Genomic DNA, 25766 nt, shown 5'->3' with positions numbered 1-25766 from the left:
GATGTCCCTGCTCCCCAAGATGTACCTTCTCGCGCCGCCCACCGGGTGTGCGAGACACATCGAACGAGGGGACAACACCCGAAATGACACTTGCGCAACCCGACGCACAGAACACAAAACGGACGCGGGCGCAGGTCCGCACTCGCGGGCGGAGGGCTCTGGCCCTCGGCCTGCTGGGCGTGATGCTCGCGGGCGTGGGCGCCGCCCTGATGCCCGTTCAGCAGGCCCAGGCGGCCACCCGCTCCGGGGACGACGGTCTTGTTTTGACCATCACCCCGGAACGGCTGAACCAGGGCGATCCCAACGGATTCGAACTGGCGATCGTGGACGGGAATCTGAGTCACACCGCATTCGAAAACTACAAGGTCAGCGGGCTTCCGGCGGGGTGGTCGCTGCTGACCCTCGCCGGAGACAGGCTTGAGCCGGTATCGCCCAGCCCGCTGATCTTTGAGATCAACCGCGATACCACCGGACTGCGCGTGGTTCCCCCGGCCGACTTCTCCGGGACCCTGCCCGATGTGCAGCTTGCGCGAATCTCGCAGGCTCATAACCTAGTCACCGACTTTGACAAGGGCACCTTTGATTACCTGGGTCAAGCCAAGCCGCGGCTGGATTCAGCCGCGACGCCGTATGCCTTCCACGACCCGCACACGCTGACCGGCCAGCCCAACGTGGTGCAGTACTCACCCGTCGATGGGGAGTACTCGATCTGGCCGACCGGCATGATGAACGGTCCCGACGTTGAGCGCACCTCGTACTGGAACCAGACCAAGGCATATAACAACTACTGGGCCGATCTGCGCAGCACCACCAACGCCATGGTGACCCCCACCACCCAGGAGATCACCCGTAACTGGAACAAGTCCTGGCTCATGCCCAACACCCGGGCGGTCACCGATGAGGAATCCGCACGCTCGGGTAAGTTCATGATCGTCAACGGCTCCGAGTCGCTGGGAAACCCGCACGATGTGCTGACCACCACCGTCACCGGGCTGACCCCGAACACTGAGTACACGATGAGCGGTTTTGTAGCGAACCTCAGCGATGACCCGCGTTCGAGCACGTTTGTGGCACCGGTCCAGGTGGGGTTCGTGGTGAATGACACGTTCATCGGCACCTCGCGAGACATGCCCCGGCAGAGTGGACCCACCACCGCCGACGCCAAGTGGACCCGGTTGACCTCCACCGTGAACACCGGCAACTCCACCTCGCTCACCATCGGCGTGCGCAACTTCAAGGCCGGCGGGCACGGGAACGACTTCGGGATTGACGAACTCTCGCTGTTCCCGATGGCGACCGTGCGGACCGACCTGGAGGTGATTCCGCGGACCGAGCCGACGCCGACGCCGACTCCGACGCCGACTCCGACACCGACTCCGACGCCGACCCCGTCGGTTCCGCCGACGCCCACGCCGACCCCGACCCCCTCGGACCCGCCGAGCGTGCCGCCGACCACCCCGCCCACGACTCCGCCAACCGATCCGTCCACCGGCATCACCCCGCCGCCCGGACCGGATGCGCAGCCTCCGTCGTCCACCACCCACCTGAGTAACACCGGTTCGGACCTGATCCTGGGCATCGCGCTCGGGCTGGCCGGACTGCTGCTCGCCGTGGGCGGAGGCATCGTGTTCCTCGCCCGTCGCCGCTCCACTGCGCCACTGGACTAACCAGGTGACCGGGTAACAAACGGCCGCCCCATCCCCGAATCTGGGGATGGGGCGGCCGTTTGTTGTGGCCTAGATCTTGCGGAGCAGGACCGAGCTCACCGAGTGGTCACTGTCCTTCTTGAGGACCAGTTTGGCGCGTGCCCGGGTCGGGCGAATGTTCTGCTCCAGGTTGGGCCGGTTGACCTCGTCCCAGAAGTAGTGGGCGCGTGCCCGTGCCTGCTCCTCGGTGAGGTCCGCGTACACGTTGAAGTACGAGTTGGGGTTGGTGAAGGCCCCGCGCTGCAGGGTCATGAAGCGCTCCTCGTACCAGCGGGCGATATCGCTAGATCGGGCATCCACGTAGATGCTGAAGTCGAACAGATCACTCACGGCGAGACCACCACCGCGCGGTGGCTGGAGAACATTGAGGCCCTCGACAATCAGCACGTCGGGCTGTCGCACCACAACCGACGCGTCGGGGACGATGTCATAGCTCTGGTGCGAGTAGAACGGCGCACGCACCTCGGGCGCACCGCTCTTGACCTCGGCGATAAAGCGCAGCAGCGCGCGCCGGTCATAGGACTCGGGGAACCCCTTGCGTGACATGATGCCGCGTCGCTCAAGCTCGGCGTTGGGGTACAGGAACCCGTCGGTGGTGATCAGCTCAACCCGCGGGGTGTCCTCCCACCGGGAGAGCAGCTCGCGCAGCAGACGCGCGACGGTGGACTTGCCCACGGCCACCGAACCGGCGATGCCGATCACAAACGGGGTGGAGGGTCCGTCGGTTCCCAGGAAACTCGTGGCTTCGGCGTGCAGGCGCTTGGCGTTGGCCACGTAGAGGCTGAGCAGACGGCTCAGCGGCAGGTACACCTCGGCCACCTCGTCGATGTCCAGGCGGTCGCCCAGCCCGCGCAATTGGACGATCTCGGCGCTGGTCAGCGGGATCGGCATGGAGGGGGCCAGACGCGCCCACTCATCCCGGGAAATCTCGACAAACGGGGTGCGGGTGGTGTCAGCGGATGAATCGACGCGGAGCTCGGACATAGAAAGTCATTCTATTCCCGGTATTGTTCTCTATATGTGTGGAATCGTTGGATATGTAGGTAGCGGCGCGAGCGTAGACGTGCTGATGTCCGGTCTCAGCCGACTCGAATATCGCGGATATGACTCCGCGGGAGTCGCGGTGATCGACGCCGAGGGTGGTCTGTACACCCGCAAGCGCGCGGGGAAGCTCGCCGTGCTGGCCGGAGATCTGGAAGCCTCCCCGCTGCCCGAAAGCCATGTGGGAATTGGGCACACCCGCTGGGCCACCCACGGTGGACCGACCGATGTGAACGCGCACCCGCACCTGGGTGACGAGGGCAAGCTGGCCCTGATCCACAACGGAATTATCGAAAACTTTGCCGTTCTCAAGGCCGAGCTGGTCGAGGCCGGCTACACCTTCGAGAGCGAGACGGACACCGAGGTCGCCGCCGTGCTGCTGGGCCGCGAATACCGCGAGACCGGCGATCTGCTGGCCGCCTTCCGCGCCGTGGTCAACCGCTTCGAGGGTGCCTTCACCCTGCTCGCCGTGCACCGCGACCAGCCGAACCTGGTGGTCGGCGCTCGCCGAAACTCCCCGCTGGTGATCGGTCTGGGCGACGGGGAAAACTTCCTCGGCTCGGACGTAGCCGCCTTCATCGAGTACACCCGCAGCGCCCTGGCCATCGGCCAGGACCAGATTGTGGCGATCACCCCGGACGCCGTGGAGGTCACCGACTTCGATGGCAACGTCGTCGAGGTTGAGCCCTTCGAGGTTGAGTGGGACGCATCCGCATCGGATAAGGGTGGCTGGCCGAGCTTCATGGCCAAGGAGATCACCGAGCAGCCCGACGCCGTGGCCAACACCCTGCGTGGCCGCATCGCCGCCGACGAGACCGTGGTCATCCCCGAGCTGGACGGCCTGGATGAGCTGTTCACCGGCATCAACCGCATCGTTGTGGTTGCCGCCGGTACCGCCTCCTATGCGGGCCTGGTGGGCAAGTACGCGCTGGAGAAGTGGGCGCGCATCCCCGCCGAGGTTGAGCTCAGCCACGAGTTCCGCTACCGCGACCCGGTGATCGATGCCCACACCCTGGTGGTCTCGATCAGCCAGTCCGGTGAGACCATGGACACCCTGATGGCCGTCAAGTACGCCCGCGAAAACGGCGCCAAGACCCTCTCCATCTGCAACACCCAGGGCGCGACGATTCCGCGTGAGTCCGACGCCGTGGTGTACACCCACGCCGGACCCGAGGTCGCCGTGGCCTCGACCAAGGCGTTTGTGGCGCAGATCACCGCGATCTACCTGCTGGCCCTGCACGTGGCCCGGGTGCGCGGCACCGTCTCCACCGAGGAACTGGCCGGCTTCACCGCCGAGCTGCGCGCGATCCCCGAGAAGATCGTCACCGTGCTCGAGCAGACCGAGAGCATCACCCAGCTCGCACACTGGATGAGTGACTCGCGCGCGATCCTGTTCCTGGGCCGTCACGTGGGCTTCCCGATCGCGCTCGAGGGTGCGCTCAAGCTCAAGGAGCTCGCCTACATTCACGCCGAGGGCTTCGCCGCCGGTGAGCTCAAGCACGGTCCGATCGCGCTGATCGAGCCGGGCCAGCCCGTGTTTGTGGTGGTTCCGAGCCCGCGCGGCTCCTCGACCCTGCACTCCAAGGTCGTGTCGAACATTCAGGAGATCCGCGCCCGCGGTGCCCGAGTGATCGCGATCGCCGAGGCCGGCGACGCCGCGGTGCTGCCCTTCGCCGACACCGTGATCCACATCCCGCTGGCCGCTCCGCTGTTTGAGCCGCTGCTGGCCGTGGTGCCGATGCAGATCTTCGCGATGGAACTGGCCAACGCCAAGGGCCTCGACGTGGACCAGCCGCGTAACCTGGCCAAGTCCGTCACGGTGGAATAAAGCATGATTGTGGGAATCGGGGTGGACCTCGTGGACCTGCCCCGATTTCTGCGCACGCTGGAACGCACCCCCGCGCTGCGCGAGCGCCTGTTTACCCCCGCCGAGCGGGAGCTCAACGGGCGCTCGCTCGCCGGGCGGTTCGCCGCCAAGGAGGCGCTGATCAAGGCGCTGGGTGGCAGCGAGGATGTGTTTTGGCAGGAAATTGAGGTGCTCGGCGACCCCTCGGGTGCGCCGATCCTCACCACCAGCGGGAGCACCGCTCGCCGGCTGGCGGAGCGGGGCATCGAGAGCGTTCACCTCTCGATCTCGCATGATGGGGATGCGGCCATCGCGTTTGTGGTGGCCGAGGGAGGGGGACCCCGATGAGTCCACGTCGCGAAATTCTGGTCGATGCCGCCCGTGTGGAGCACAACGTGGCGTCCATCGTCGCCCGGGTCGCCCCGGCCGCGGTGCTCGCGGTCGTCAAGGCCAACGCCTACGGGCACGGCGCGCTGCTGTGCGCGCGGGCCGCGATGCGCGGGGGTGCCCGGGGGATCGGGACCGCCGACCTCGGTGAGGCGCTGGCGCTGCGGTCCGCGGGCTTTGACGGGCCGATCCTGTGCTGGCTGCACGGATCCGATACCGACTTTGCGGCGGCCTTTACCGCCGATATCGCGCTGGTGGCCTCGGGCCCCGCGCAGCTCGCGCGCATGCGTGCGGACGCCGAGGCGCTGGGACGTTCCGGCGAGGTGCACCTCAAGGTGGACACCGGTTTGTCTCGAAACGGCACCGCGCCCGCCCAGTGGGAGGCCCTGTTTGCCGACGCCCACGCCGCCGAGCAGGCGGGTGTGCTGCGAATCACCGGGCTGATGAGTCACCTGGCCAATACCTCCCCCGAGGAGGATCGCGCGCAGCTTGCGCGCTTCGCCGAGGCCGAAAACCTGGCCACCGCGGCGGGCCTCAACCCGCAGTGGCGACACCTGGCCGCCACCGCCGGTGCGCTCAAGCTCCCCGAAACCCGCGGCACCCTGGTGCGGATCGGCATCGGGATTCTCGGCCTCAGCCCGTTTGAGGACGATACCCCCGCCGACTGGAATCTGCGCCCCGCGCTGCGCCTGGAAACCGAGGTCGCCGCGGTGCGCACGGTCCCCGCGGGCACCGGAGTGTCCTACGGATACCGCTATCGTGCCGACACCGAAACCACCCTGGCCCTGATCCCGCTGGGCTACGCCGACGGGATACCCCGGCACGCCTCGGGCCGCGCCGACGTGAGCATTAACGGCACCCGCTATCCGCTGGTGGGGCAGATCGCGATGGACCAGTTTGTGGTCAACCTCGGCAGCGATACCGCGGCCGTGGGGGACCGGGTTGTGGTCATCGGGGATCCCGCCGCGGGCGAACCCGGAGCAGACGATTGGGCGAGGGCGGCCGACACCATCAACTATGAAATCGTGACCCGACTGGGTGGACGCATCACCCGAGCGCCGCAGCCGGCTCACCCGAGTGGAGACGAACCTCGATGACCGACCAGACCGATCGGACCGACCAGACAGTGCTGATCCCCGGCACCTTCCCGATGCCCACCCCCGCGGATATGCACGCGTTCGGGATCGCGCTGGGCCGGGAACTGGGCGCCGGCGACCTGATCGTGCTGACCGGTCCGCTGGGCGCGGGCAAAACCACGCTGACCCGCGGGATCGGCGAGGGGCTGGGGGTGCGCGGTCCGGTGACCAGCCCCACCTTTGTGCTCGCGCGTACCCACCCGAGCCTGGTCGGCGGCGTGCCGCTGGTCCACGTGGACGCCTACCGGCTGAGCAACGCCCTCGAGGTGGACGACCTGGATCTTGACCTCGATCACTCGGTGGTCATCATCGAGTGGGGACACGAGGTAGCCGGGGTGCTCGCCGATGAGTGGTGGGAGATTACGATCGAACGCCCCACCGCCGGAGCCGCCGACGATATGGACGTCGAGTCTGAACCGCGCACGGTCCGGATCGAACGGGCCGGGGTTTAGCGGGCGAGCATCTCGCATGGTCGGCGGTATCCTGGACATATGTTTTTGGCCATTGATACCTCCACCGGAACCGGCGTCGCCCTCGTGGACGGCACCGGGAAAATCCGTGCGTCCCGTGTTCTGGAAGACACCCGGCGGCACGTCGAGGTGGTGGGCACCTTCATTCAGGAGGTGCTGAGCGAGACCGGCACCGCCCCGGCTCAGGTCACCGCGGTAGCCGCGGGCATGGGCCCCGGGCCCTTCACCGGGCTGCGGATCGGCATCGCCGCCGCGCGCGCCTTCGGGCAGGGTGCACACGTCCCGGTGATTCCACTGGTGAGCCACGACGCCCTGGCCCTGGAATGGTACGACAACGGCGGGACCGGCGAGCTGCTGGTCACCACCGATGCGCGTCGCCGTGAACTCTACTGGTCGCGCTATACCGGGCTGGATGCCGACGGCATTCCGGTGCGGGTGGCGGGGCCTTCCCTGGATCGCCCCGATGACCTCGACGCCACCGAAACCGCGCGGCTGGCGGACGGCACCGCAGCCCCGCACCGGGTCGACGCGGTCGGGATCCCCGCGGGAGCGCTGGGCATCCTGGCCCGCCGGGTGCAGACCACCGGGCGTGAGCACGCGGCCGATGAGGCGCTGTACCTGCGCCCGCCGGACATTGCCGCGCAGGGTCCGCGCAAGCGGGTGAGCTAGTGAGCGAGAATCCGCAGGTGCCCGAAGCCGCGATCCCACAGCCGGGTGTCCCGGCCGCCGCGCTGTCCACCGAGGCTGTGCCGACCGGCCCGCAGATCGACCCGGTGTGGAGCCTGCGCACGGCCACCGCCGAGGATCTGGATGCGATCATGGCGATCGAGACCGCCGAGTTTGTCAGCGACGCCTGGTCCAGCCAGGCCATGGCCGCCGACCTCGCCTCCCCGCACACGCACTACCTGGTGGCCTCCTTCACCGGTGATCCCCGCACCATCATCGGCTACGCGGGCCTGTTCGCCCCGGCCGGGGGGCTGGACGCCGACATCCAGACCATCGCCGTATCTGCCCGGGCCCGCCGGCTGGGGATTGGCCGCGGCCTGATGACCGCGCTGATCGAGATCGCCCGCGCCCAGCGCATCCGCGAGATCTTCCTCGAGGTGCGCGAGGACAAGCCCGCGCCGCGCACGCTCTATCGCGACCTCGGATTCGAGGAGATTGCCGAGCGTCCGGGGTACTATCAGCCCGATAACATCACCGCGATCGTGATGCGTCTGAGCATCCCTCAGCCCGAAACCGGCATCGGCCGGAACGCCTAGTTTTACCCCGTCAAAAAGGAACACCATGAACCGCGAAAACCCGCTTGTCCTCGGGATCGAAAGCTCCTGTGATGAGACCGGCATCGGCATCGTGCGCGGCACCACCCTGCTGAGCAACACGATCGCCTCCTCGATGGATGAGCATGCGCGTTACGGCGGCGTGGTCCCCGAGGTGGCCGCCCGGGCACACCTGGAGGCGATGGGTCCCTCGATTGAGGCGGCGATGACCGAGGCGGGTGTGACCTTCGAGGAGCTCGACGCGATCGCCGTGACCAGCGGGCCCGGTCTCTCCGGCGCGCTGATGGTGGGGGTCGGCGCGGCCAAGGCGCTCGCGCTGTCCACCGGCAAGCCGTTCTATGCCGTGAACCACCTGGTGGGTCACGTGGGCGCCGACATCCTGGACACCCGCGGTGAACCCTTTGACTATCCCACCATCGCACTGCTGGTCTCCGGTGGGCACACCTCGCTACTGCTGGTCCGCGACCTGGTGGGGGATGTGGAACTCCTGGGCGAAACCATCGACGATGCCGCCGGTGAGGCCTTCGACAAGGTCGCCCGAATCCTCGGACTGCCCTACCCCGGCGGCCCGCAGATCGACCGTGCGGCCGAGGGTGGTAACCCCGCCGCGATCCGGTTCCCGCGCGGGCTGAGCCTGCCCAAGGACATGGCCGCACACCGCTACGACTTCTCCTTTTCGGGGCTCAAGACCGCGGTGGCTCGCTGGGTCGAGCGCGCCGAGGACGCCGGGGAAGAGGTGCCGATCGCTGATGTGGCCGCAAGCTTCCGCGAGGCCGTCGTGGACGTGCTGGTGACCAAGGCCATCAATGCCTGCAAGGATCTCGGCGTGCCTCGCCTGCTGCTCGGTGGCGGTGTAGTGGCCAACGCGCGTCTGCGCGAGGTCGCCGCCGAGCGGGCCGCGGCCGCCGGTGTGGCCCTGCGGATCCCGCCGTTCTCGCTGTGCACCGACAACGGGGCGATGATCGCCGCGCTCGCCGCCCAGCTGATCATGGCCGGCAAGGAACCCTCGAGCCTCGGCGTTGCCGCCGACTCGACCCTGCCGGTGACCGAGATCCAGGTGGCCGAGCTCACCACGGGTAGCTAGCGAGCGGATCCTTCTCCGGGGAGCGTGCCCTCCAGCACGGTGGCCTCGCGAGCCGGATCATGGCTCGCGTGCGGACGCAGCCCGGCGGCGGCAAACGCCTCGCGCAGGGTGCCGAGCTGTGCGGCCGAGATCTCGATCAGCAGGCTCCCTCCCGGACGCAGCCAGCGGGCGGCATCGGCGAGGATGCGGCGGTGGATGACCAGGCCGTCGCTCCCACCATCCAGGGCCGTGGTGGGCTCAAAGTCGCGCGCTTCGGCGGGCATCCCGGCGATGCTGTCGGTGGGCACATAGGGAGCGTTGGCCACGATTACGTCGAACGTGCCCAGCAGGCTCGGGGGGAGCGCCGAATAGAGGTCGCCGAGATACAGCGGGACATCCGTGCCGAGGTTCTGGCGGGCCCACTCGAGGGCGAGAGCGTCGCTGTCGGTGGCGATCAGGCGGGCATCGGGCACGTGTTCACGCACGGCCAGCGCGATGGCACCCGAGCCCGTGCAGAGATCGAGGATCTGCGCCCCCGGGGTCTCAAAGGAGCGGGCGATGGCGCGCAGCGCCAGGTACTCGGTGCGTCGGCGCGGGACAAAAACCCCCGACCCCAGCCGTACTCGCAAGCCGAGAAAGGCCGCCCAACCGAGCACCTGCTCGAGCGGTTCCCCGGCTATTCGCCGTCGGATCAGGGCCTCGGTCTGCGCCGGTCCACGGATCTCCCACACCTCGGCGAGCAGGGCTGCCTCCTCGGCGGCAAACACACAACCCGCCGCGCGGAGCCGGTCGGTGACCGGTTCCCAGGGGAATTGCGTCGTGGAGCGCATGGCGACATGGTACGTCCGAGCGCCGTGAGAAGCCAGGGTTTTGTCGGAGATCGGCCCCGAATGGGTGGGGATATTCGCGGTCGCTCGACGACATCCACCCCGATTCGTGGCCGGATTCGGGTAGTCTACCCAGGACGTGGGTGCCCGCCCGCGTGTGTGGATCGCGACAGCACTCGTCTCGGAGGACCCCATGACCACCCCCGGATTCCCGAACCCCGGCACACCCTCGGGTGGGGCCCAGCCGACGCCCGGCTGGAACGATGCCGCCGCAGGCTATGCCGGGTTTGCGGTCGCCGCCGCTCCGTCCACCGGGCGCGCTACCGCCACGTTTGTGTGGGGCCTGATCGGTTTGGTGGGAGGCATCGTGTTCGGGTGGGGATTCCCCGCTTCGATCATCGCGCTGATCCTCGCCCCGGGTGCCCTGCGCGGAGATCCCGCCGGCCACGCGCGTGCGCGCCACGGCCGCACGCTGGCGGTGGCCGGGCTGATCGCCACGGTCCTGTGGGCGGGATACAGCGTGCTGCGTATCGTGGAGTTGATTCTCGCCTAGCCGCGCGGGGTGAAACCGTCCGGGAGGGTTACCGCTTTCGGGGGTTAGGCGCGTTCGGCCAGCAGCGCCGCATGCTGCCCGTCGATTCGGGTCAGGAACAGCGTGGCCGCGTTCTTTCCCGAGAGGGACATCTTTTTGCGGAAGGTTGCCGGGTCGATATCCACCCCGCGCTTCTTGACCTCCAGCGTGCCGATTCCGCGCGCCTTGAGCTCACGCTTGAGCTTCTTCTCATCCAGGGTGAAGCGCTCCAGGATGCGGAAGCGCGCGGCAAACGGGGTCTCGACCGCGGTGTCTCCGGTCAGGTACGCGATGCCCGGGCTGAGCATGCCCGCATCCAGTTCCCGGGCCAGATCGCCGATCAGGCGGGCGCGGATGACCGAGCCGTCGGGCTCATACAGGTACTCGCCCGGCTCGCGCACCTCAACATCCGCGCTGTCTGCGGCGGCGGTCATCTCGTGGCTGCCGGCATCGTTCAGTACCAGGGCGGCGCGGGTAATCCCCGGACGCGCGAGCCTCGGCGACCAGAGCCCGAGCTCGACAACCTGTCCATCCACGGTGATCCACTGGGCCTCCCAGCCTTCGGGGATGTCCTCACGGTCAAACCCCGGGCCGAGCTTGATGCCCACCGCCCGCGTTTCGGCCAGGCCGAAGGCAAAGTCGAGGCTCGGGGAGTAGTCGGAGGCGCGGGTCAGTCGGGTGGTGTTGCTGTGGCCCGAGGTGCGCCGGGCGGGATCGAGATAGATCGCGTCGTACGGGTCCAGGTCCACATCCTCGGCGGAGGCGTTGAGGACGTCGGCGTTCTCAAACGGGGCCAGGTTGTAGCTGGCGAGGGTCGCGGTGACCTCGTCGCGGTCCACCGCGGTGACCCGCAGGCCGATGGCGGCGGCGGCCAGCGCGTCGCCGCCGATCCCGCAGCCCAGGTCGATCAGGTGGGTGGGGGCGAGCGCACGGAAGCGTCCGGCATGCAGTGCGGCGACGCGTAACCGGGTGGCCTGTTCGAGGCTCGCCTGAGTGAAGAGCATGCGCTCGGCAAACTCACCGAACTTTCCCACCGCCTTGCGGCGCAGCCGATCCTGGGTCAGCGCGGCCGAAACCAGCGCCGGGGAATGGCCCTGGGCACGCAGACGGCTCACCCGCGCCACCGGGTCGGCGCCCGCGGGTTCTTGCGCCAGATCGTCGAGGAGACGCAACCCCTCGGGGGTCAGCAGTTCGAGTAGCTCGTTTCTGTCCACCGCCCAAACCTACCAATATCGCGGGTCGCGTGTGGTGGGCATGCCGCCGAATGTGTCGCCGCGTTGGCACTCGCGTTGCAAGAGTGCCAACGGATCCCTAGACTGTGATTAGCACTCTCGACGTGAGGGTGCTAACCACGCTTAGTCTAGAAAGAGGTCAACCGTGTCGGTCTCCATCAAGCCGCTCGAGGATCGCATCGTCATCAAGCAGGTCGAGGCGGAGCGTACCACTGCTTCGGGCCTGGTCATCCCCGAGTCCGCAACCGAAAAGCCCCAGGAGGGCGAGGTTGTTGCGGTCGGTCCGGGTCGCATCGACGACAACGGCAACCGCATCCCGCTCGACGTCGCCGTCGGCGACAAGGTCATCTACTCCAAGTACGGCGGAACCGAGGTGAAGTACGGCGGGGAAGACCTGCTCGTGCTCTCGGCTCGCGACGTTCTCGCCGTGGTGGTTCGCTAACCACGCAGGAGACAACACAGCGCCCATCCGGTTTTCCGGATGGGCGCTGTGTTGTTCGAGGGGTTAGTAGCCGGTGTACTCACCCGGTGAGTTGGCGATAACAAACACGATGGCAACAATGTAGAAGGCAATAACCAGCAGCATGATCACCGTGAAGATGTAGCTCAGCACCAGACCGGCGGTTGCCAGGCCCGCGCCGCCCTCACCGGAGGTCTTCAGCTGCTTCTTAGAGATGTGACCCAGCACGATACCGGCCGGGGCAAACACGAACGCGAAGACCAGCGAGAGGATCGCCAGCAGGTTGGTGCGCGGCGGGGCCGCCGGGTAGCCGGGCTGGGCGTATCCCTGCTGAGGGTAACCCTGCTGGGCACCATAGGCCTCGGGAGCGGGGTAGCCCTGCGGGGTCGGGTAGCCGGCCTGCTCGGGCTGTGCTGGGTAGGCGGGCTGGCCGTAGGGCTGCTCGGGCTGAGCGGGGTAAGCGGGCTGGCCGTAGGGCTGCTCGGGCTGAGCGGGGTAGGCGGGCTGGCCATAGGGCTGCTCGGCGTGCTCGGGCTGAGCCGGGTAGGCGGGCTGGCCCTGGGGCTGCTCGGGCTGTCCCGGGAAGTTATTGTTGTTGTCGCTCATTTTGTGGTCCCCTCGGTGATAATGTCCCCTAATTCTGACATACCTGCATATTTCTGGGCCAGTGCGGGACTTATGGGTAAACAAAACGCCCGCTCGGTGAAGCGGGCGTCTCATCCGTGCGACCTAGTAGCCGTAGCTGCTGCTCGCACCGGCTAGAGCCATAATCACCCCGATTATATTGATCAGGATCCACAGGGCAAAGAAGATATAGCCGATAATCAAGCCGGCCTTCGCCAGGCCTTCACCGCCCTCACCCGAGGTTTTCAGTTGCTTGAGCGCGATGTGGCCCAGGACGATGCCGACCGGAGCTACCAGGATGCCGAAGATCAGCGCGAGAATCGCCATGACGCTGGTCTTCTGCGGTGCGGCGGCGTAGCCGGGCTGAGCATACCCCGGCTGCGGGGCTGCGGCGTATCCCGGCTGCGGAGCCGCGGCGTACCCCTGAAGTTCCGGGGCGGGCTGCTGGGTGGGGTACGCGGCGGGCTGTTCGGCACCCGGCTGCGAGGTGAAGTTGGGGTCGCTCATGTTCGGATCTCCTTGATAAAACCGTTTTCCTCCACGCTTTCACACCCGTGTGGGCTGCGGCGGTGCTCGGGCAGTGCATGTGCGGCGGGCTGTCGCATGTGGACTTACGGAATCGTCGCCCCGATATTCGGGTTATCCTCGGTTGTTCCCACAAAGAAAGCACACCCTTGACTTCCCCTACCCCGTCCGAGTCACGCCGCGGCCTCACCTATGCGCTCCTGTCCTACCTGATCTGGGGCATCCTGCCGCTGTACTTCGTCCTGCTCAGCTCCATTAACCCCTTCGAAATCGTCGCCTGGCGGATCGTGTTCACCGCGATCTTCTGCGCCCTGCTCATTAGCTTTACCCGCACCTGGCCCGAGGTGCGTGAGGTCCTGCGCCGTCCGCGCATGGTCGGTGTGATCGCCGCCGCGGGTCTGGTTATCTACGTCAACTGGCAAACCTATGTCATTGCCGCCACCAGTGGCTATGTGGTCGAGGCCGCGCTGGGATACTTCGCGAACCCGGTGGTGACCATCCTGCTCGGTGTGCTCATCTATCGTGAGAAGCTGCGCCCCACCCAGTGGTTTGCCCTGGCCATGACCGTGGTGGCGTTTGTGATCATCTCGATCGGCCTGGGCCGGGTGCCCTGGATTGCGCTGCTCCTCGCGGTGAGTTTCGGCATCTACGGCGTCCTGAAAAAGGGCATCGGCGCCCGGGTTAGCGCGCTGACCGGCCTGTTTGTTGAGACGGTTCTGCTGCTCCCGGTGGCCGCGATCATCATCGGCATCGTCTGGGCACACACCGGCAGCCTGGATCTGCTGCACTCCTCGCCGCTGCCCACCGTGCTGATGATCGCGACCGGCATCACCACCGCGGCCCCGCTGCTGCTGTTCGCCTCGGGCGCTCGCCGCATCTCGCTGACCGCCCTGGGATTCGCCCAGTATCTCGGCCCTACCCTGATGTTCCTGATCGGCTGGCTGGTGCTGGGCGAGCAGTTGCCACCCGAGCGGTGGATCGGATTTGGGATCGTGTGGCTCTCACTCGTTATCCTGTCGGTAGACCTGGTTCGTCACGGCCGGGCGAACCGGCTCGCCGATGCCGCCCTGGCTCAGGCGCAGACCGGCGCGATCCCGATCATCGCCCCCACACAGAAGCCTGAGAACCAGGGGAAATAAATCACCCGCAATATCGCTTAACATGGACTATCGGGTCCCTACCGGGATTCGAGTGGACATCCGCGACCCCCACCCGGGCCCAGAGACAGCAAAAGAGGAAATATGGAACAGCCGGATCCGTTCGGATTCTTGGGATTGACCTATGACGACGTGATGCTCCTTCCCGGGCACACCGACGTGATCCCCAGTGAGGCACGCACGACCACCCGGCTCACCAAGCGCATCACCATGAACTCGCCGCTGCTGTCCTCCGCAATGGACACCGTGACCGAGTCCCGCATGGCGATCGCAATGGCCCGCCACGGTGGTATCGGCATCCTGCACCGCAACCTCTCCATCGAGGAGCAGGCCGCGCATGTGGACAAGGTGAAGCGCTCCGAGTCGGGCATGATCACCAACCCCGTCACCACCCGTCCCGAGGCCACCGTGGCCGATGTGGACGCGATCTGCGGCGAGTTCCGCGTATCGGGTCTGCCGGTTGTGGAGTCCGATGGCACCCTCGTGGGCATCATCTCCAACCGCGACATGCGCTTTGTGGACAACGACAAGATGGCCACCACCAAGGTGTCCGAGGTCATGACCCCGCAGCCGCTGATCACCGCCCCGGTTGGCATCTCCAAGGAAGACGCGCTGGCGATCTTCGCCCAGCACAAGGTTGAGAAGCTGCCCCTGGTGGACGAGGCCGGCAAGCTGCGCGGTCTGATGACCATCAAGGACTTCGACAAGACCGAGCGTTACCCCGACGCGACCAAGGACGACGAGGGTCGTCTGCGCGTGGGTGCGGCCATCGGCTTCTTCGGTGACGCCTGGAAGCGCGCCTCCGCCCTGCGCGACGCGGGTGTGGATGTGCTCGTGGTGGACACCGCCAACGGCGACAGCGCCGGCGTGCTGGACATCATCCGTAAGCTCAAGGCCGACCCGAGCTTCGCCCACATCGACATCATCGGCGGCAACGTCGCGACCCGTTCGGGTGCGCAGGCGCTGATCGACGCCGGTGCCGACGCGATCAAGGTGGGTGTGGGCCCGGGCTCGATCTGCACCACCCGCGTGGTGGCCGGCGTGGGTGTACCCCAGGTCACCGCCGTGTATGAGGCATCCCTCGCCGCTCGCGAGGCCGGCGTGCCGGTCATCGCCGACGGTGGTTTGCAGTACTCCGGTGACATCGCCAAGGCCCTGGTTGCCGGTGCCGACAGCGTGATGCTCGGTTCGCTGCTCGCGGGCTGCACCGAGAGCCCCGGAGACCTGGTGCTGGTCAACGGCAAGCAGTTCAAGAAGTACCGCGGCATGGGTTCGCTGGGTGCGCTGCAGACCCGCGGCAAGAAGACCTCGTACTCGAAGGACCGCTACTTCCAGTCCGACGTCCCCACCGATGACCAGCTCATCGCCGAGGGTATCGAGGGCCAGGTTCCCTTCCGTGGACCGCTCTCGGCCGTGGCCTACCAGCTGATCGGTGGCCTGCGTCAGTCGATGTTCTACGTGGGAGCGCGTACCATCGCGGATCTCAAGCAGAACGGTAAGTTCGTTCGGATCACCGCGGCCGGCCTCAAGGAGAGCCACCCGCACGACATCCAGATGGTGGCCGAGGCCCCCAACTACCGCGGCTAAACTCGCAACCCAAAGCGGGCCGGTGATCCTGATCACCGGCCCGCTTTGTGTGTGTCCGCACGGATTCGAACGTCTGCCGTGATGTCGATAAGCGATGCTTAGTCGACCTGCGGCAGCCACACGTCCGGGCCGAAGATTTCATAGTGGACCCGGCTGGCGGGCAGTCCCAGGGCGAGCGCCTGTTCGCGGATGCGCTGCATAAACGGCTGCGGACCGCAGACAAACAGCTCGGCATCGGCGGGGATATTGTGATGGCTGAGGTCGATGGCCAAGCCGCTGCCCTCGCCGAGCCAGGTGTGCACGCTGGCACCGGGCAGGCGGGCGATGTCGGTCATCATCTGGTCGCGCAGGGCCCAGACCTCGGGGGACTGGTCGGCGTGCAGGACCTGGACCCGGCGGCCCGAACCGGCCAGGGCGAGGGTGCGCAGCATCGAGGCGCTCGGGGTCGAGCCGATGCCGGCGGAGACCAGAACCAGCGGGTGATTGCCCGCGGGGAGGACCACGTCGCCATACGGGTTGGAGAGCTCCACGACGCTACCCACGGGCATCCGGTCCTGCAGGATCGGGGAGACGGCACCGTCATCGCGACGGCGGCTGGTGATGCGGCGTTCGGCACCGCCGGGGCTGGTGAGGGTGAACTGGCGTGCCTGGTGAACACCGGAGTCCAGCAGTACCTTGACGCTCACATACTGGCCGGGAAGCGCCGGAGTGATCGGGGTGTCATCGGCCGGGGTGAAGGTGATGTTGACGGCGTTGCCCACCTCAACGCGTTCGGTGATCTTCCAGGGCATCCACACCTTATCGTTGGCCTGGATGGCGTAGAGGTCACGCTCAAGCTTGATCAGTGCGTGGGCCATCAGCCAGTACACCTCGCTCCAGGCGGCGGCGATCTCCGGGGTGATGGCTTCCCCGAGATCGGCGGCGATCGCAGCAAACAGATGTGTGTACACGATGTCGTACTGGTCGGCGGTGACGCCGAGGGAGGCGTGGCGGTGGGCGATGCGTGAGAGCAGTGCCTCGGGGTAGGTGCCCGGGTTCTTTAGCAGGTGGGTGGCGAAGACGGCGATGCTGCCGGCCAGCGCCCGCGGCTGCTCTCCGGTGCCCTGGTTGGCGGTGTTAAACATGCCGTCCAGCAGCTCGGGGTGCGCGGCAAACATCCGCTTATAGAACTCGGGGGTGATGAATTCGATCCGCTCGGCGATGAGCGGCAGGGTCGCTTCGATCAGGGGACGGGAGGTGGAGGAGAGCATGGTTCCCTTTCGGTTGAAACGTGCGTTCATCGGCGCATTCACAATGCGTATATGAGCAGCTTGCAGCCTCCACGGACCGTCCTCGGGAGTTTTGACGCATCCTGAACGCCCGGTTGGCGCACCAAGATGGGGTATCGGATCGGTTTTACAGCGCGGCCGCAACCGGGGTGCATACGGGAATCGTGGGAAACATGATGTGGATCTGCCGGGGCGTGGGAAGGTCCACGATCAGGTGCCGATCCAGCGATTGATAAAACGCCTCCCTCGCCTCGGCCAGGATGCTGCGCAGCGCGCAATCGGCAATCAGCGGGCATTGGTTTCCCTCGGCGCTGACACACTCGGCCAGATCCGAGCGCGGATCCAGGCGACGCAGCACCGCCCCCACGCTCGCTTCCCGCCCCGCCGCGGTCAGCTGAGCGCCGCCGTATCGTCCGCGGGCCACCTCAACCAGCCCAAAATCCGAGAGCCGGGAGATCGCCTTGCTCAGGTGCGTGACCGGGACCTCGATCACCTCGGCTACCTCGCGAGCCGTGCGAATCTCGCCGGGCGGGAGGGCGGCCAGCATGACCATCGCCCGCAGGGAGGCGTCGGCAAACATGCTGAGTTTCATGCCGTCAGCATAGGCAGGGCCTCGGGGCAATGGGCGGGGCTGTCGGAAACGGTATGTCGGTGCGTCCTATCGTCTCCGCACCGGTCGCGGAGGGTACCGTCGGAGGATTACACGCGCACCTGGCTGTCGAGTTCGCGGGTGATCCGGTTGATCTCGCGCAGCACTCCGGCTCGGCGCGGGGAACACGCGGGCAGCAGGTGGAGGCACATGCGCCAGATCTCGAGATCGTCGATCCCGTGCGGACCGCGGGCGAACTCCAGCAGCGGCTCCACCGCGGCACCGGTCAGCAGCGACTCACGCAGCCGCTCGCGGACCTGCTCGCGGATGGTCAGAATGCCCGGTGCCCGGGAGGAGGGCAGGACGTCGCCGGTAAACGCGGACAGAGCCCTGCGGTGCGCCCCGCGGTCCAGGAGACAGAGCACCCGGCGTACATCGGTGTCCAGCTCGGGATCCAGGCGATAGGGACGGGTGGCCAGCGTCGAGATGCCCACCTCGGCGAGGACTCGGCGCAGCCGGACGATCTCGGCGCGCAGGGTCACCAGCGGAGCCTTGCGCTCATACAGCAGATCGGCAAGCCGTTCGGCGGTGAGCCCCTGGGGATGCCAGGCCAGCAGGGTGAGGATCTCGGCGTGCCGTGCGCTCAGTCGTGCCTTGCCCGTGGGGCCTCGCAGGACACCCAGATCGCGGCCCAGCACGTCGAGGCTGGGCGTGCCGGACGGGGTGGCGTCGGGGGCTAATACCGGGGCCGACCGATGTGGCGTGGCAGCCTTCTCGCGCAGCCGGCGCACCAAGAGCTCCTGCTGGAGCGCGTAGGCGGTGGCGATGAGGAGGCGCTCGCCGTGGGTGCGAATATCCCCGGTCCGGTCGGTCAGATCCAACACCCCGAGAACGGTGCCGGTCTCGGGATCGCGCAGGGGCACGGCCAGGCAGCTCCACGACTTGGCGGCGCTGGCAAAATGTTCCCCGTGGTGGACCCGCACCGGCCGCTCGAGCGCGAGTGCGGTGCCCGGGGCGCTGGTGCCCACCGCCGCCTCGGACCAGTCGGTTCCCGGCATGAAGGACATTGACTCGGCCGCATCGCGCAGATCGTGATCGCCCTCCACCCAGAGCAGCGTACCGTCGGCATCGCCGAGGGCCACCAGTGCGTCACCATCGCGTGCATTTTCACCCAGGAGGAGCGCCCGGGCGATGGGGATGAGATCGGTCAGCGGGCTGTGGGCGCGCCGATTGTGCAGCTCGTCCGGGCTCAGCTGGGTGCGTCCGGGGCGTCCCGCCGGGTCCACTCGGTGTGCCGCCGATCGGCTCCACGACTGGCGAACCAGCTCACTCTGCCCGGGCGTGGAGGAAACCGTAGACCACACAACCGTGTCCCTTCGCCGTACTCTGGACGACCCAGTCGACCATCATCATGGGCCCGCCGAAAGGGTGGTCACACCCCGAATGACGGGCAGCGCTCACCGCCAGTCTAGGGGAGCGCCGACGGCAAAAACAGCTTTTCATGACATCGGTTATAGATCGCAACTGATTGCAACCTGGGCGGTCCTAGCATGAGGGTGACCAACGGGTCATCGCCCCGGATCCGTCATCACGGTGGGGTGAATCATTTCCATACGATTGGAGTAAACGTGTCGAACACGATGCGCGCCGCCGTCGCCCACTCCGCCGGGGCACCCCTCACCATTGATCAGGTCACCGTCCCGACTCCGGGGCCGGGCCAGGCTCTGGTGAAGGTTCTCACCACCGGGGTCTGCCACACCGACCTGCACGCCGTGCAGGGAGACTGGCCGGTCGCCCCGAAGTCCCCGCTGATCCCCGGACACGAGGGTGTGGGCACCGTCGTCGCCGTGGGTGAGGGCGTCTCCGATCTGGCCGTGGGCGACCTGGTGGGCAACGCCTGGCTGTGGTCCGCCTGTGGTACCTGTCAGTACTGCCGCACCGGGTGGGAGACCCTGTGCGAGAAGCAGCAGAACGGTGGCTACTCGGTGGACGGCAGCTTCGGTGAGTACATGCTGGTGGACGCCACCTATGCCGCCCGCCTGGACCCGAGCGTCGACCCGGTCGAAATCGCCCCGATCCTCTGCGCCGGCGTGACCGTATACAAGGGTCTCAAGGTCACCGATGCGCGTCCGGGCCAGTGGGTCGCGATCTCCGGTATCGGCGGCCTCGGTCACATCGCCGTGCAGTATGCGGTGGCGATGGGCTTCAAGGTCGTGGCCATCGACGTGGACGATGCCAAGCTGGAACTCGCCCGTCACCACGGTGCCGTGGTGACCGTCAACGCGCTGAACGAGGACCCCTCAACCGTCATCCAGGAGCAGACCGGTGGCGTGCACGGCGTGCTGGTGACCGCCGTCCACCCGCAGGCGTTCGCCCAGGCGCTGGCGATTGCCCGTCGCGGTGCCACCATCGTGTTCAACGGTCTGCCTCCGGGAGACTTCCCCGCCAACATTTTCGATATCGTGCTGCGTGGGCTCACCATCCGCGGATCGATCGTGGGAACCCGTCAGGACATGATCGAGGCAGTCCAGTTCTACACCGACGGCAAGGTGGTGCCGACCGTGGAAACCGCCAAGCTGGACGACATCAACGCGGTGTTTGACCGGATGAAGCGCGGAGCTATCGACGGTCGCATCGTGATGGACCTGCGCTAAGACGCGCCCCGTTTGCGGACATCGAAGCCCCGCGCCACCGAGGTGGCGCGGGGCTTTCGTCTGCCCGGACGTGCCCGGCTAGCGGGTATGGCTACCGCGTGCGCGGGCAGCCCGCACCCCGGCCTCGGGAGAGAGATCGAGCCGGCGCAGCAGCTGGGCGTTGGCGGCCACGATGATCGTGGACAGCGACATCAGAATCGCCCCCACCGACATCGGCAGCACAAACCCGATTGGCGCGAGCACCCCGGCCGCGAGTGGGACCGAGAGTAGGTTGTAGCCCGCGGCCCACCAGAGGTTTTGGCTCATCTTGCGGTAGCTGGCCCGGGAGAGTTCGATGACCGAGAGGACCGAGCGGGGATCATCGCTGGCCAGGATCACCCCGGCCGAGGCGATGGCCACATCCGTGCCCGCCCCGATCGCGATGCCCACATCCGCCCGGGCGAGGGCCGGGGCGTCGTTGACGCCGTCACCCACCATTGCCACGACCCGTCCCTCGGCCTGCAGCTCGGCCACGCGGGCCGCCTTGTCCTCGGGCCGCACCCCGGCAAAGACCCGGGTGATGCCGAGCTCGGCGGCGACCGCGTGCGCCACGGCCTCGGCGTCCCCGGTGATCATCACCGGCTCGATGCTCAGGTGCTGGAGTGCCTCCACAGCCTCGCGGGATTCCGGACGGATCTCATCGGCAAGCTTGAGTGCGCCGATGACCGCCCCGTCGGCAAGTACGTGCAGGATGATCGCACCCTGCGCTCGCCAATCCTCCGCCGCGGGAAGCTCCCGGGCCTGATACTCGCGGAGCAGTCCCGGACCGCCCACGCCGATCTCCCGCGTGCCCACCCGGGCCCGCACACCCAGCGCCGGGGCCGAGGTAAAGTCGCTCGCGCGTTCCCGGGTGAGGTTGCGCTCGTCGGCGGCCGCCATGATGGCGCGGGCCAGCGGATGCTCGGAATCCGACTCGGCCGCGGCGGCCAGGGCCAGCACCGCATGCTCGTCGAGGTCGGAACCGTCGGCGACCGCGATCTCCTCGACCCGGGGCTCCCCACGGGTCAGGGTTCCGGTCTTGTCAAAGAGCACGCTGCCGACCCCGCGCATGCTCTCCAGGGCGAGCCGGTCGGTGATCAGGATGCCGCCGCGGGCCGCCCGTTCGGTGGCGATCGAGACCACCAGTGGGATCGCCAGGCCCAGCGCGTGCGGGCAGGCAATGACCAGCACGGTGATGGTGCGCACCACGGCGTCATCGGGCATCCCGAGCAGGGTCCACACCAGCGCGGTGATGACCGCGGATCCCAGCGCGAACCAGAACAGCCAGCCAGCGGCGCGGTCGGCCAGGCGTTGGGCGCGCGAGGATGAGGCCTGGGCATCGGCCACCAGACGCTGAATCCCGGCCAGGGCGGTGTCTCCACCCACCGCGGTGACACGGACCCGCAGGCCCGAATCGGTGGCCACGGTGCCGGCGATTACGGTGTCCCCGGGCTCGCGGTGCACGGCGCGGGATTCGCCGGTGATCATCGACTCGTCCATGTCCGCGGACCCGGACTCGATCCGCGCATCGGCCGGGACCCGGCCGCCGGGGCGGACGATCAGCAGGTCGCCCACCGCGAGGGTGCTCGGGGCTACCCGTTCGATCTGCTCGGTGCCCGGTGCGCCGGCAACATGCCCGTCGTGCCGTTCATGTGATTCGGCGTCTTCGTGTGCTTCGTGCCCGTTGTTCCCGACGTGTGTTTGGTGTGCCTCGTGCCGGTCGTTCCCGCTGTGTGTCTCGTGTGCTGTGTGTGCCGGCGTGCCTTGCGCCGAGGGGGCGTGAGCGGCGGTGTCTTCAATGACCCGCTCGGCCTCGTCGGGCAGCAGGGCCGCCAGCGAGTCCAGGGCCGAGGAAGTCTGGGCGAGCGAGCGCATCTCGATCCAGTGTCCCAGCAGCATGATCACGATCAGCAGCGCGAGTTCCCACCAGAAGTCCAGCTCGTGGCTGAGCAGCCCGAGACTCGACCCCCAGGACGAGAGGAAGGCGACGGTGATGGCCAGCGCGATCAGGAGCATCATGCCCGGCTTGCGGGCCCGCAACTCATCCACCGCACCGGTCAGGAAGGGTTTGCCGCCCCAGACATACATGACGGTCCCGAGGATCGGGGACACCCAGGTGATTCCGGGGATATCGGGCAGGGCATAGCCGAGGATATGGGCAAACATGCCCGACAGCGTGACCACCGGGAGGGCGAAGACCAGCATGATCCAGAACAGGCGGCGGAACGCGGCGACGTGTCCGGCGTGGCCGCCATGCCCGCCGTGGCCCGCGTGCTCGTCGTGACCTGCATGCTCGTCGTGGCCCGCGTGCTCGTCGTGCCCGCCGTGGGTTGGGTGTGATCCCTGGGTGTTCTGCTCGTCGGTCATGGCACCCAGGCTATACCCCCAAGGGGTATGCGTCTAGGTGTGGATGTTCGCCCGGAGCGATGGCTTAGGCGGGGAAAATCTTGCCGATCGGCTCGCGCTTTTCCGCCTGGAAGCGATCTTCGGCGCGGCCATAGGCCCAGTATCCGGAGAGCGAAAGCTGGGAGCGTTCAAGCTCGCGCTCGGTGATGAATACCTCGCGCAGCGCCTTCATCGATTCGCGCTCACCGTGGGCAAATACCTGGACGCGGCCCTCCAGCCAGGTGAGGGAGCGCACGGCTTCGGCGAGGAGGCGCGGGGTGTCCTCGGTGCGCTCGCCGCGGATGATCCAGTGCACGGCAACCCCATCGGGGCCGGCCAGGGTGGGGCGATCATCCTCGGACTCAATCTCGATCACAACGATGCCTCGGGCATCCTCGGGCAGGGACTCCGCCGCGGCGGCAATCGCCGGGAACGCCGATTCGTCGCCCACAAACAGGTGCCAATCGGCCTCAAGGTCGGGCGAGTAGGCACCACCGGGACCGGCGAAAACCACGCGGTCGCCGAGGGCGGCGTTCGCGGCCCAGGGGCCCGCGAGGCCCTCGTCGCCGTGCACCACGAAGTCCACATCCAGCGTGCGCTCCTCGGCGTTCACCCGGCGTACGGTGTAGGTGCGGGTGACCGGAAGGTCCTCGGGCGCGAGCGTTTCGCGCAGCGCGGCCACATCGTAAGGCGGCTCGAGCTCCAGCTCGGGCTTGGTGAAGAAGATCTTGATGTACTTGTCGGTGGCATCGTTGGAGACGAAGTCGTCAAATCCGGGGCCACCGAGGGTGAGGCGCACGAGGTGCGGGGTCAGCCAGTTGCGCGCGACCACCTCAAGGATGGTCTGCGGGCGTGCGGGGCGAGGCGTAGGGGACGTGCTCATAATGCTCATTCTGCACCGTCCGGGTCCGAATTGCACGACCGTTTGTCCATTTTCCGACTGACCCACGTTCGAGGGGTGTCTGATAGGTGGATATCTGGACGACAGGAGCCCGGGATTCCGCCGGAAACGGCACCTTATGCGCGGGTATGGATCAACACGCGCGAGAAAACAAAATGCCCCCGCGTGCGGCGGTGCCGAACGCGGGGGCCGTGGCGGTGAGTTAGACGCCGATCGTCACGCGGCCGGTGTCGGTGCCCTCATGGGCGTGGGTCTGTGCCCGGCGGGCGTGCTCCTCGGCGAGCATCGCCTGGGTGATGATCGGAATGGCCACGGTGGGCGGCAGGATTTCGTCGAGGTGGTCGGTCTGCTCGCCGATGACCGAGACGGTGCCGGTTCCGATTGAGGTGATGGTGGGCAGCGCATCGGTCATCGGGTCACTCACGGCCGAGCGCGCACGCTGCCGGGCTCGACGCACCAGCATGATCGAGGCCTGCAGGCCGATGACGATCCAGATGCCGTTGACCACCGCCGAGGGCCATGCGCCGTTGGAGGCCGCGCTGATCAGCAGCATGCCCGCACCCACGATGTTGCCCACCTGGAACCAGGGCGAATCCGCGGCAAGTTTGCCCGCGCTGAGCAGGCCGTATGCGGCCACGGTGAGGATGGCGCCGATCCAACCGGCGGCAACGATGAGAAGCGAGAAATCCACGGGGTACTTTCGGGGGCAGAAGATCAATGGGAGGGGGTGGCAATTGGGGTGCCGAGAAATAAGTTTCGGTGATTTCCGACCTAAGCACAAATAACGTTTTGTGATCTAGGACATAAGCTTTACTTATGGCAGAAATTGACCCGACGCGACTCACCTTTTTGCTCGCCGTTGCCCGCCACGGCAGCATCCTGGCCGCGGCCGATTCGTTGCACGTGACGGCGTCCGCGGTGTCCCAGCAGATCTCCCGTTTGGAGCGCGAACAGGGGGTCGCGCTGTTGGATCGAGGCCCCCGGGGAGTGACCCTGACCCTGTCCGGGAGAATCCTGGTGGAGGCGGCCGAGAGCATCGAACGCGAGCTCACCGATGCGCGTGGGCGCCTGATCGAGGCGCAGCAGGAGGTGACCGGATCGGTGTCGATCGCGGCGTTCCAGACCGTGCTGTCCGGTCTCATCGTGCCGCACCTATCGCAGCTGCTGGACTCCCTCCCGGGAATCGAGCTGCGCCTGCACGATGCCTCAACCCTGCGTCTGCCGCGGATGCTGCGCAGCGGCGAGGCAGACCTGATTATCTTTGACCGCGAGCTGGATGAGGGCTCACCGGCCTATACCCGGGACGTGCCGCTGCTGGATGATCCGTGGCGACTCGTGGTGCCGCAGGCGACCCCGGCGGATCTGAGCCTGGACGAGCTGGTCGCGCTGCCCTGGCTCGGGGTGGCCACCGAGGGGGCATCGGCGCGGGCGGTCGAGCGGGCGCGGATCCGGCTGGGGGTCACCACCGCTCCGGTCCACGGATATGAGGACTTCCCGGCCGCACTCTCGCTGGTCTCGGCCGGACAGGGGGTGACGCTGCTGCCCGACCTGGCGCTTCAGGAGGCCCTGCCTGCTGGTGTTTCGGTGCGCGAGATGCCGGGCCTCGGCACCCGCTCGCTGACCCTGCGTCACCGCGCGACGAAGCGTGAACCGGTCGCCGCCACCGCGATGGTCATCGACGCCCTGGTGCGACTGGCCCGAGACTGGCAGGCCTCGCGAGTGTAGGGGTGGAGCGGTTTTCATGCAATGCCGCTTCGGCAAAAGACTCGGAACCGAGTAAGGGAGAGTGAACATGGCTGACACCCAGCACAACGCGCCGAATGATGAACGCGAACGCTTTGCCGAAGAGATGCCCGCGTTTGGCTCCGAAGCCGTCCGAAATGCGCGGATTTTTGAGCGGGTCCGAGTTTTCCACCGAGTCAGAGTTTGTTCGTGCGGCAATTAGCGAGTACATCCAAAACCATCGGGCGAGCTAGTTATCCAAGGCGATTTCATAGAAGAAATTAAGTTGCGTATGTGAGGATTGGGTGTCAAACTCG

Annotated in this window: 26 protein-coding genes; 15 read left to right on the top strand and 11 right to left on the bottom strand. The window is 67.1% G+C overall.

What is annotated here, in order from left to right; all coding sequences use genetic code 11:
* The first annotated feature begins 83 nt into the window (after positions 1-83).
* Complete coding sequence (locus tag D9V34_RS17710; RefSeq protein ID WP_183091824.1) at positions 84-1667, top strand: hypothetical protein; 1584 nt, start codon at positions 84-86, stop codon at positions 1665-1667.
* 69 nt (positions 1668-1736) lie between these two features.
* Here the strand turns inward: D9V34_RS17710 and coaA are convergent, their stop codons facing one another.
* On the bottom strand, positions 1737-2690 hold the full coding sequence (gene coaA, locus D9V34_RS03250; RefSeq protein WP_121687494.1) for a type I pantothenate kinase: 954 nt from the start codon (positions 2688-2690) through the stop codon (positions 1737-1739).
* Between the two features lie 34 nt (positions 2691-2724).
* Between coaA and glmS the strand changes: the two genes are divergently transcribed.
* Genes glmS through tsaD form a run of 7 tightly spaced genes read left to right on the top strand, consistent with a single transcriptional unit; the run spans position 2725 to position 8950 of the window.
* Positions 2725-4575 (top strand): glutamine--fructose-6-phosphate transaminase (isomerizing), encoded by a 1851-nt coding sequence (gene glmS, locus D9V34_RS03245; protein ID WP_121687493.1) that lies wholly within the window; start codon positions 2725-2727, stop codon positions 4573-4575.
* Between the two features lie 3 nt (positions 4576-4578).
* Entirely contained in the window at positions 4579-4941 is a 363-nt protein-coding gene (locus tag D9V34_RS03240; protein WP_121687492.1) for a holo-ACP synthase, read from the top strand.
* Positions 4938-6077: an alanine racemase gene (alr, locus tag D9V34_RS03235; RefSeq protein WP_121687491.1), complete on the top strand. Its 1140-nt coding sequence runs from the start codon at positions 4938-4940 to the stop codon at positions 6075-6077. The genes D9V34_RS03240 and alr overlap by 4 nt, the downstream gene beginning before the upstream one ends.
* 53 nt (positions 6078-6130) lie before the next feature.
* Positions 6131-6568: a tRNA (adenosine(37)-N6)-threonylcarbamoyltransferase complex ATPase subunit type 1 TsaE gene (gene tsaE / locus D9V34_RS03230; RefSeq protein ID WP_121687827.1), complete on the top strand. Its 438-nt coding sequence runs from the start codon at positions 6131-6133 to the stop codon at positions 6566-6568.
* A 39-nt stretch (positions 6569-6607) separates the two neighbouring features.
* Positions 6608-7255: a tRNA (adenosine(37)-N6)-threonylcarbamoyltransferase complex dimerization subunit type 1 TsaB gene (gene tsaB / locus D9V34_RS03225; protein ID WP_121687490.1), complete on the top strand. Its 648-nt coding sequence runs from the start codon at positions 6608-6610 to the stop codon at positions 7253-7255.
* Positions 7255-7848 carry a ribosomal protein S18-alanine N-acetyltransferase gene (gene rimI, locus D9V34_RS03220; protein WP_342772976.1) on the top strand — a complete coding sequence of 198 codons (594 nt, stop codon included), beginning with the start codon at positions 7255-7257 and terminating at the stop codon, positions 7846-7848. Before tsaB ends, rimI begins: the two co-directional genes overlap by 1 nt.
* 25 nt (positions 7849-7873) lie before the next feature.
* Positions 7874-8950 (top strand): tRNA (adenosine(37)-N6)-threonylcarbamoyltransferase complex transferase subunit TsaD, encoded by a 1077-nt coding sequence (gene tsaD, locus D9V34_RS03215; RefSeq protein WP_121687489.1) that lies wholly within the window; start codon positions 7874-7876, stop codon positions 8948-8950.
* Here tsaD and D9V34_RS03210 read toward each other — a convergent pair.
* Positions 8947-9759 (bottom strand): putative protein N(5)-glutamine methyltransferase, encoded by an 813-nt coding sequence (locus tag D9V34_RS03210; RefSeq protein ID WP_121687488.1) that lies wholly within the window; start codon positions 9757-9759, stop codon positions 8947-8949. The two genes, tsaD and D9V34_RS03210, sit on opposite strands and share 4 nt — an antisense overlap.
* 190 nt (positions 9760-9949) lie before the next feature.
* Between D9V34_RS03210 and D9V34_RS03205 the strand changes: the two genes are divergently transcribed.
* Positions 9950-10309, top strand: coding sequence for a hypothetical protein (locus tag D9V34_RS03205; protein WP_121687487.1), 360 nt, complete (start codon positions 9950-9952; stop codon positions 10307-10309).
* Between the two features lie 44 nt (positions 10310-10353).
* Here D9V34_RS03205 and D9V34_RS03200 read toward each other — a convergent pair whose 3' ends face one another.
* A complete protein-coding gene (locus tag D9V34_RS03200) occupies positions 10354-11541 on the bottom strand; it encodes a class I SAM-dependent methyltransferase (protein ID WP_121687486.1) in 1188 nt (395 codons plus the stop codon).
* Positions 11542-11704: 163 nt separating this feature from the next.
* On the opposite strand from D9V34_RS03200, the gene groES reads away from it, so the two are divergent.
* Positions 11705-12001, top strand: a complete 297-nt coding sequence (gene groES / locus D9V34_RS03195; RefSeq protein ID WP_030148038.1) for a co-chaperone GroES — start codon at positions 11705-11707, stop codon at positions 11999-12001.
* Positions 12002-12064: 63 nt separating this feature from the next.
* Here groES and D9V34_RS03190 read toward each other — a convergent pair whose 3' ends face one another.
* Positions 12065-12625 (bottom strand): DUF4190 domain-containing protein, encoded by a 561-nt coding sequence (locus D9V34_RS03190; RefSeq protein WP_121687485.1) that lies wholly within the window; start codon positions 12623-12625, stop codon positions 12065-12067.
* Between the two features lie 123 nt (positions 12626-12748).
* The gene (locus D9V34_RS03185; RefSeq protein ID WP_121687484.1) at positions 12749-13150 is read right to left on the bottom strand and encodes a DUF4190 domain-containing protein; all 402 of its coding nucleotides are present in this window, start codon (positions 13148-13150) and stop codon (positions 12749-12751) included.
* 167 nt (positions 13151-13317) lie between these two features.
* On the opposite strand from D9V34_RS03185, the gene rarD reads away from it, so the two are divergent.
* The gene (gene rarD, locus D9V34_RS03180; protein WP_245991858.1) at positions 13318-14307 is read left to right on the top strand and encodes an EamA family transporter RarD; all 990 of its coding nucleotides are present in this window, start codon (positions 13318-13320) and stop codon (positions 14305-14307) included.
* A gap of 102 nt (positions 14308-14409) precedes the next feature.
* Complete coding sequence (gene guaB / locus D9V34_RS03175; RefSeq protein ID WP_030148043.1) at positions 14410-15912, top strand: IMP dehydrogenase; 1503 nt, start codon at positions 14410-14412, stop codon at positions 15910-15912.
* Positions 15913-16010: 98 nt separating this feature from the next.
* Here the strand turns inward: guaB and D9V34_RS03170 are convergent, their stop codons facing one another.
* From D9V34_RS03170 to D9V34_RS03160, 3 genes are all read right to left on the bottom strand, one after another.
* Positions 16011-17162, bottom strand: coding sequence for a globin domain-containing protein (locus D9V34_RS03170; RefSeq protein ID WP_121687825.1), 1152 nt, complete (start codon positions 17160-17162; stop codon positions 16011-16013).
* 145 nt (positions 17163-17307) lie between these two features.
* The gene (locus tag D9V34_RS03165; protein ID WP_121687482.1) at positions 17308-17772 is read right to left on the bottom strand and encodes an RrF2 family transcriptional regulator; all 465 of its coding nucleotides are present in this window, start codon (positions 17770-17772) and stop codon (positions 17308-17310) included.
* A 107-nt stretch (positions 17773-17879) separates the two neighbouring features.
* Positions 17880-19133 carry a GAF domain-containing protein gene (locus D9V34_RS03160; RefSeq protein ID WP_121687481.1) on the bottom strand — a complete coding sequence of 418 codons (1254 nt, stop codon included), beginning with the start codon at positions 19131-19133 and terminating at the stop codon, positions 17880-17882.
* A gap of 276 nt (positions 19134-19409) precedes the next feature.
* On the opposite strand from D9V34_RS03160, the gene adhP reads away from it, so the two are divergent.
* Complete coding sequence (adhP, locus tag D9V34_RS03155; RefSeq protein ID WP_121687824.1) at positions 19410-20423, top strand: alcohol dehydrogenase AdhP; 1014 nt, start codon at positions 19410-19412, stop codon at positions 20421-20423.
* Positions 20424-20501: 78 nt separating this feature from the next.
* On the opposite strand, the gene D9V34_RS03150 is transcribed toward adhP, so the two are convergent.
* The 3 genes from D9V34_RS03150 to D9V34_RS03140 all read right to left on the bottom strand — a co-directional run bounded on the left by D9V34_RS03150 (position 20502) and on the right by D9V34_RS03140 (position 24418).
* Positions 20502-22808: a heavy metal translocating P-type ATPase gene (locus D9V34_RS03150; protein WP_121687480.1), complete on the bottom strand. Its 2307-nt coding sequence runs from the start codon at positions 22806-22808 to the stop codon at positions 20502-20504.
* 64 nt (positions 22809-22872) lie between these two features.
* On the bottom strand, positions 22873-23709 hold the full coding sequence (locus D9V34_RS03145) for a siderophore-interacting protein (protein WP_121687479.1): 837 nt from the start codon (positions 23707-23709) through the stop codon (positions 22873-22875).
* A 220-nt stretch (positions 23710-23929) separates the two neighbouring features.
* Entirely contained in the window at positions 23930-24418 is a 489-nt protein-coding gene (locus D9V34_RS03140) for a CBU_0592 family membrane protein (protein ID WP_121687478.1), read from the bottom strand.
* Positions 24419-24543: 125 nt separating this feature from the next.
* Here D9V34_RS03140 and D9V34_RS03135 point away from each other — a divergent pair, with 125 nt between their 5' ends.
* Positions 24544-25452, top strand: a complete 909-nt coding sequence (locus D9V34_RS03135; RefSeq protein WP_121687477.1) for a LysR family transcriptional regulator — start codon at positions 24544-24546, stop codon at positions 25450-25452.
* 67 nt (positions 25453-25519) lie between these two features.
* On the top strand, positions 25520-25672 hold the full coding sequence (locus tag D9V34_RS17705; protein WP_183091823.1) for a hypothetical protein: 153 nt from the start codon (positions 25520-25522) through the stop codon (positions 25670-25672).
* The last annotated feature ends 94 nt before the right edge of the window (positions 25673-25766 follow it).

The sequence above is a fragment of the Mycetocola lacteus genome, assembly GCF_003667575.1.
Lineage (GTDB): Bacteria > Actinomycetota > Actinomycetes > Actinomycetales > Microbacteriaceae > Mycetocola > Mycetocola lacteus.
Note: the sequence above shows the minus strand (reverse complement) of the source record. Positions and strands in the feature narration are given on the sequence as shown.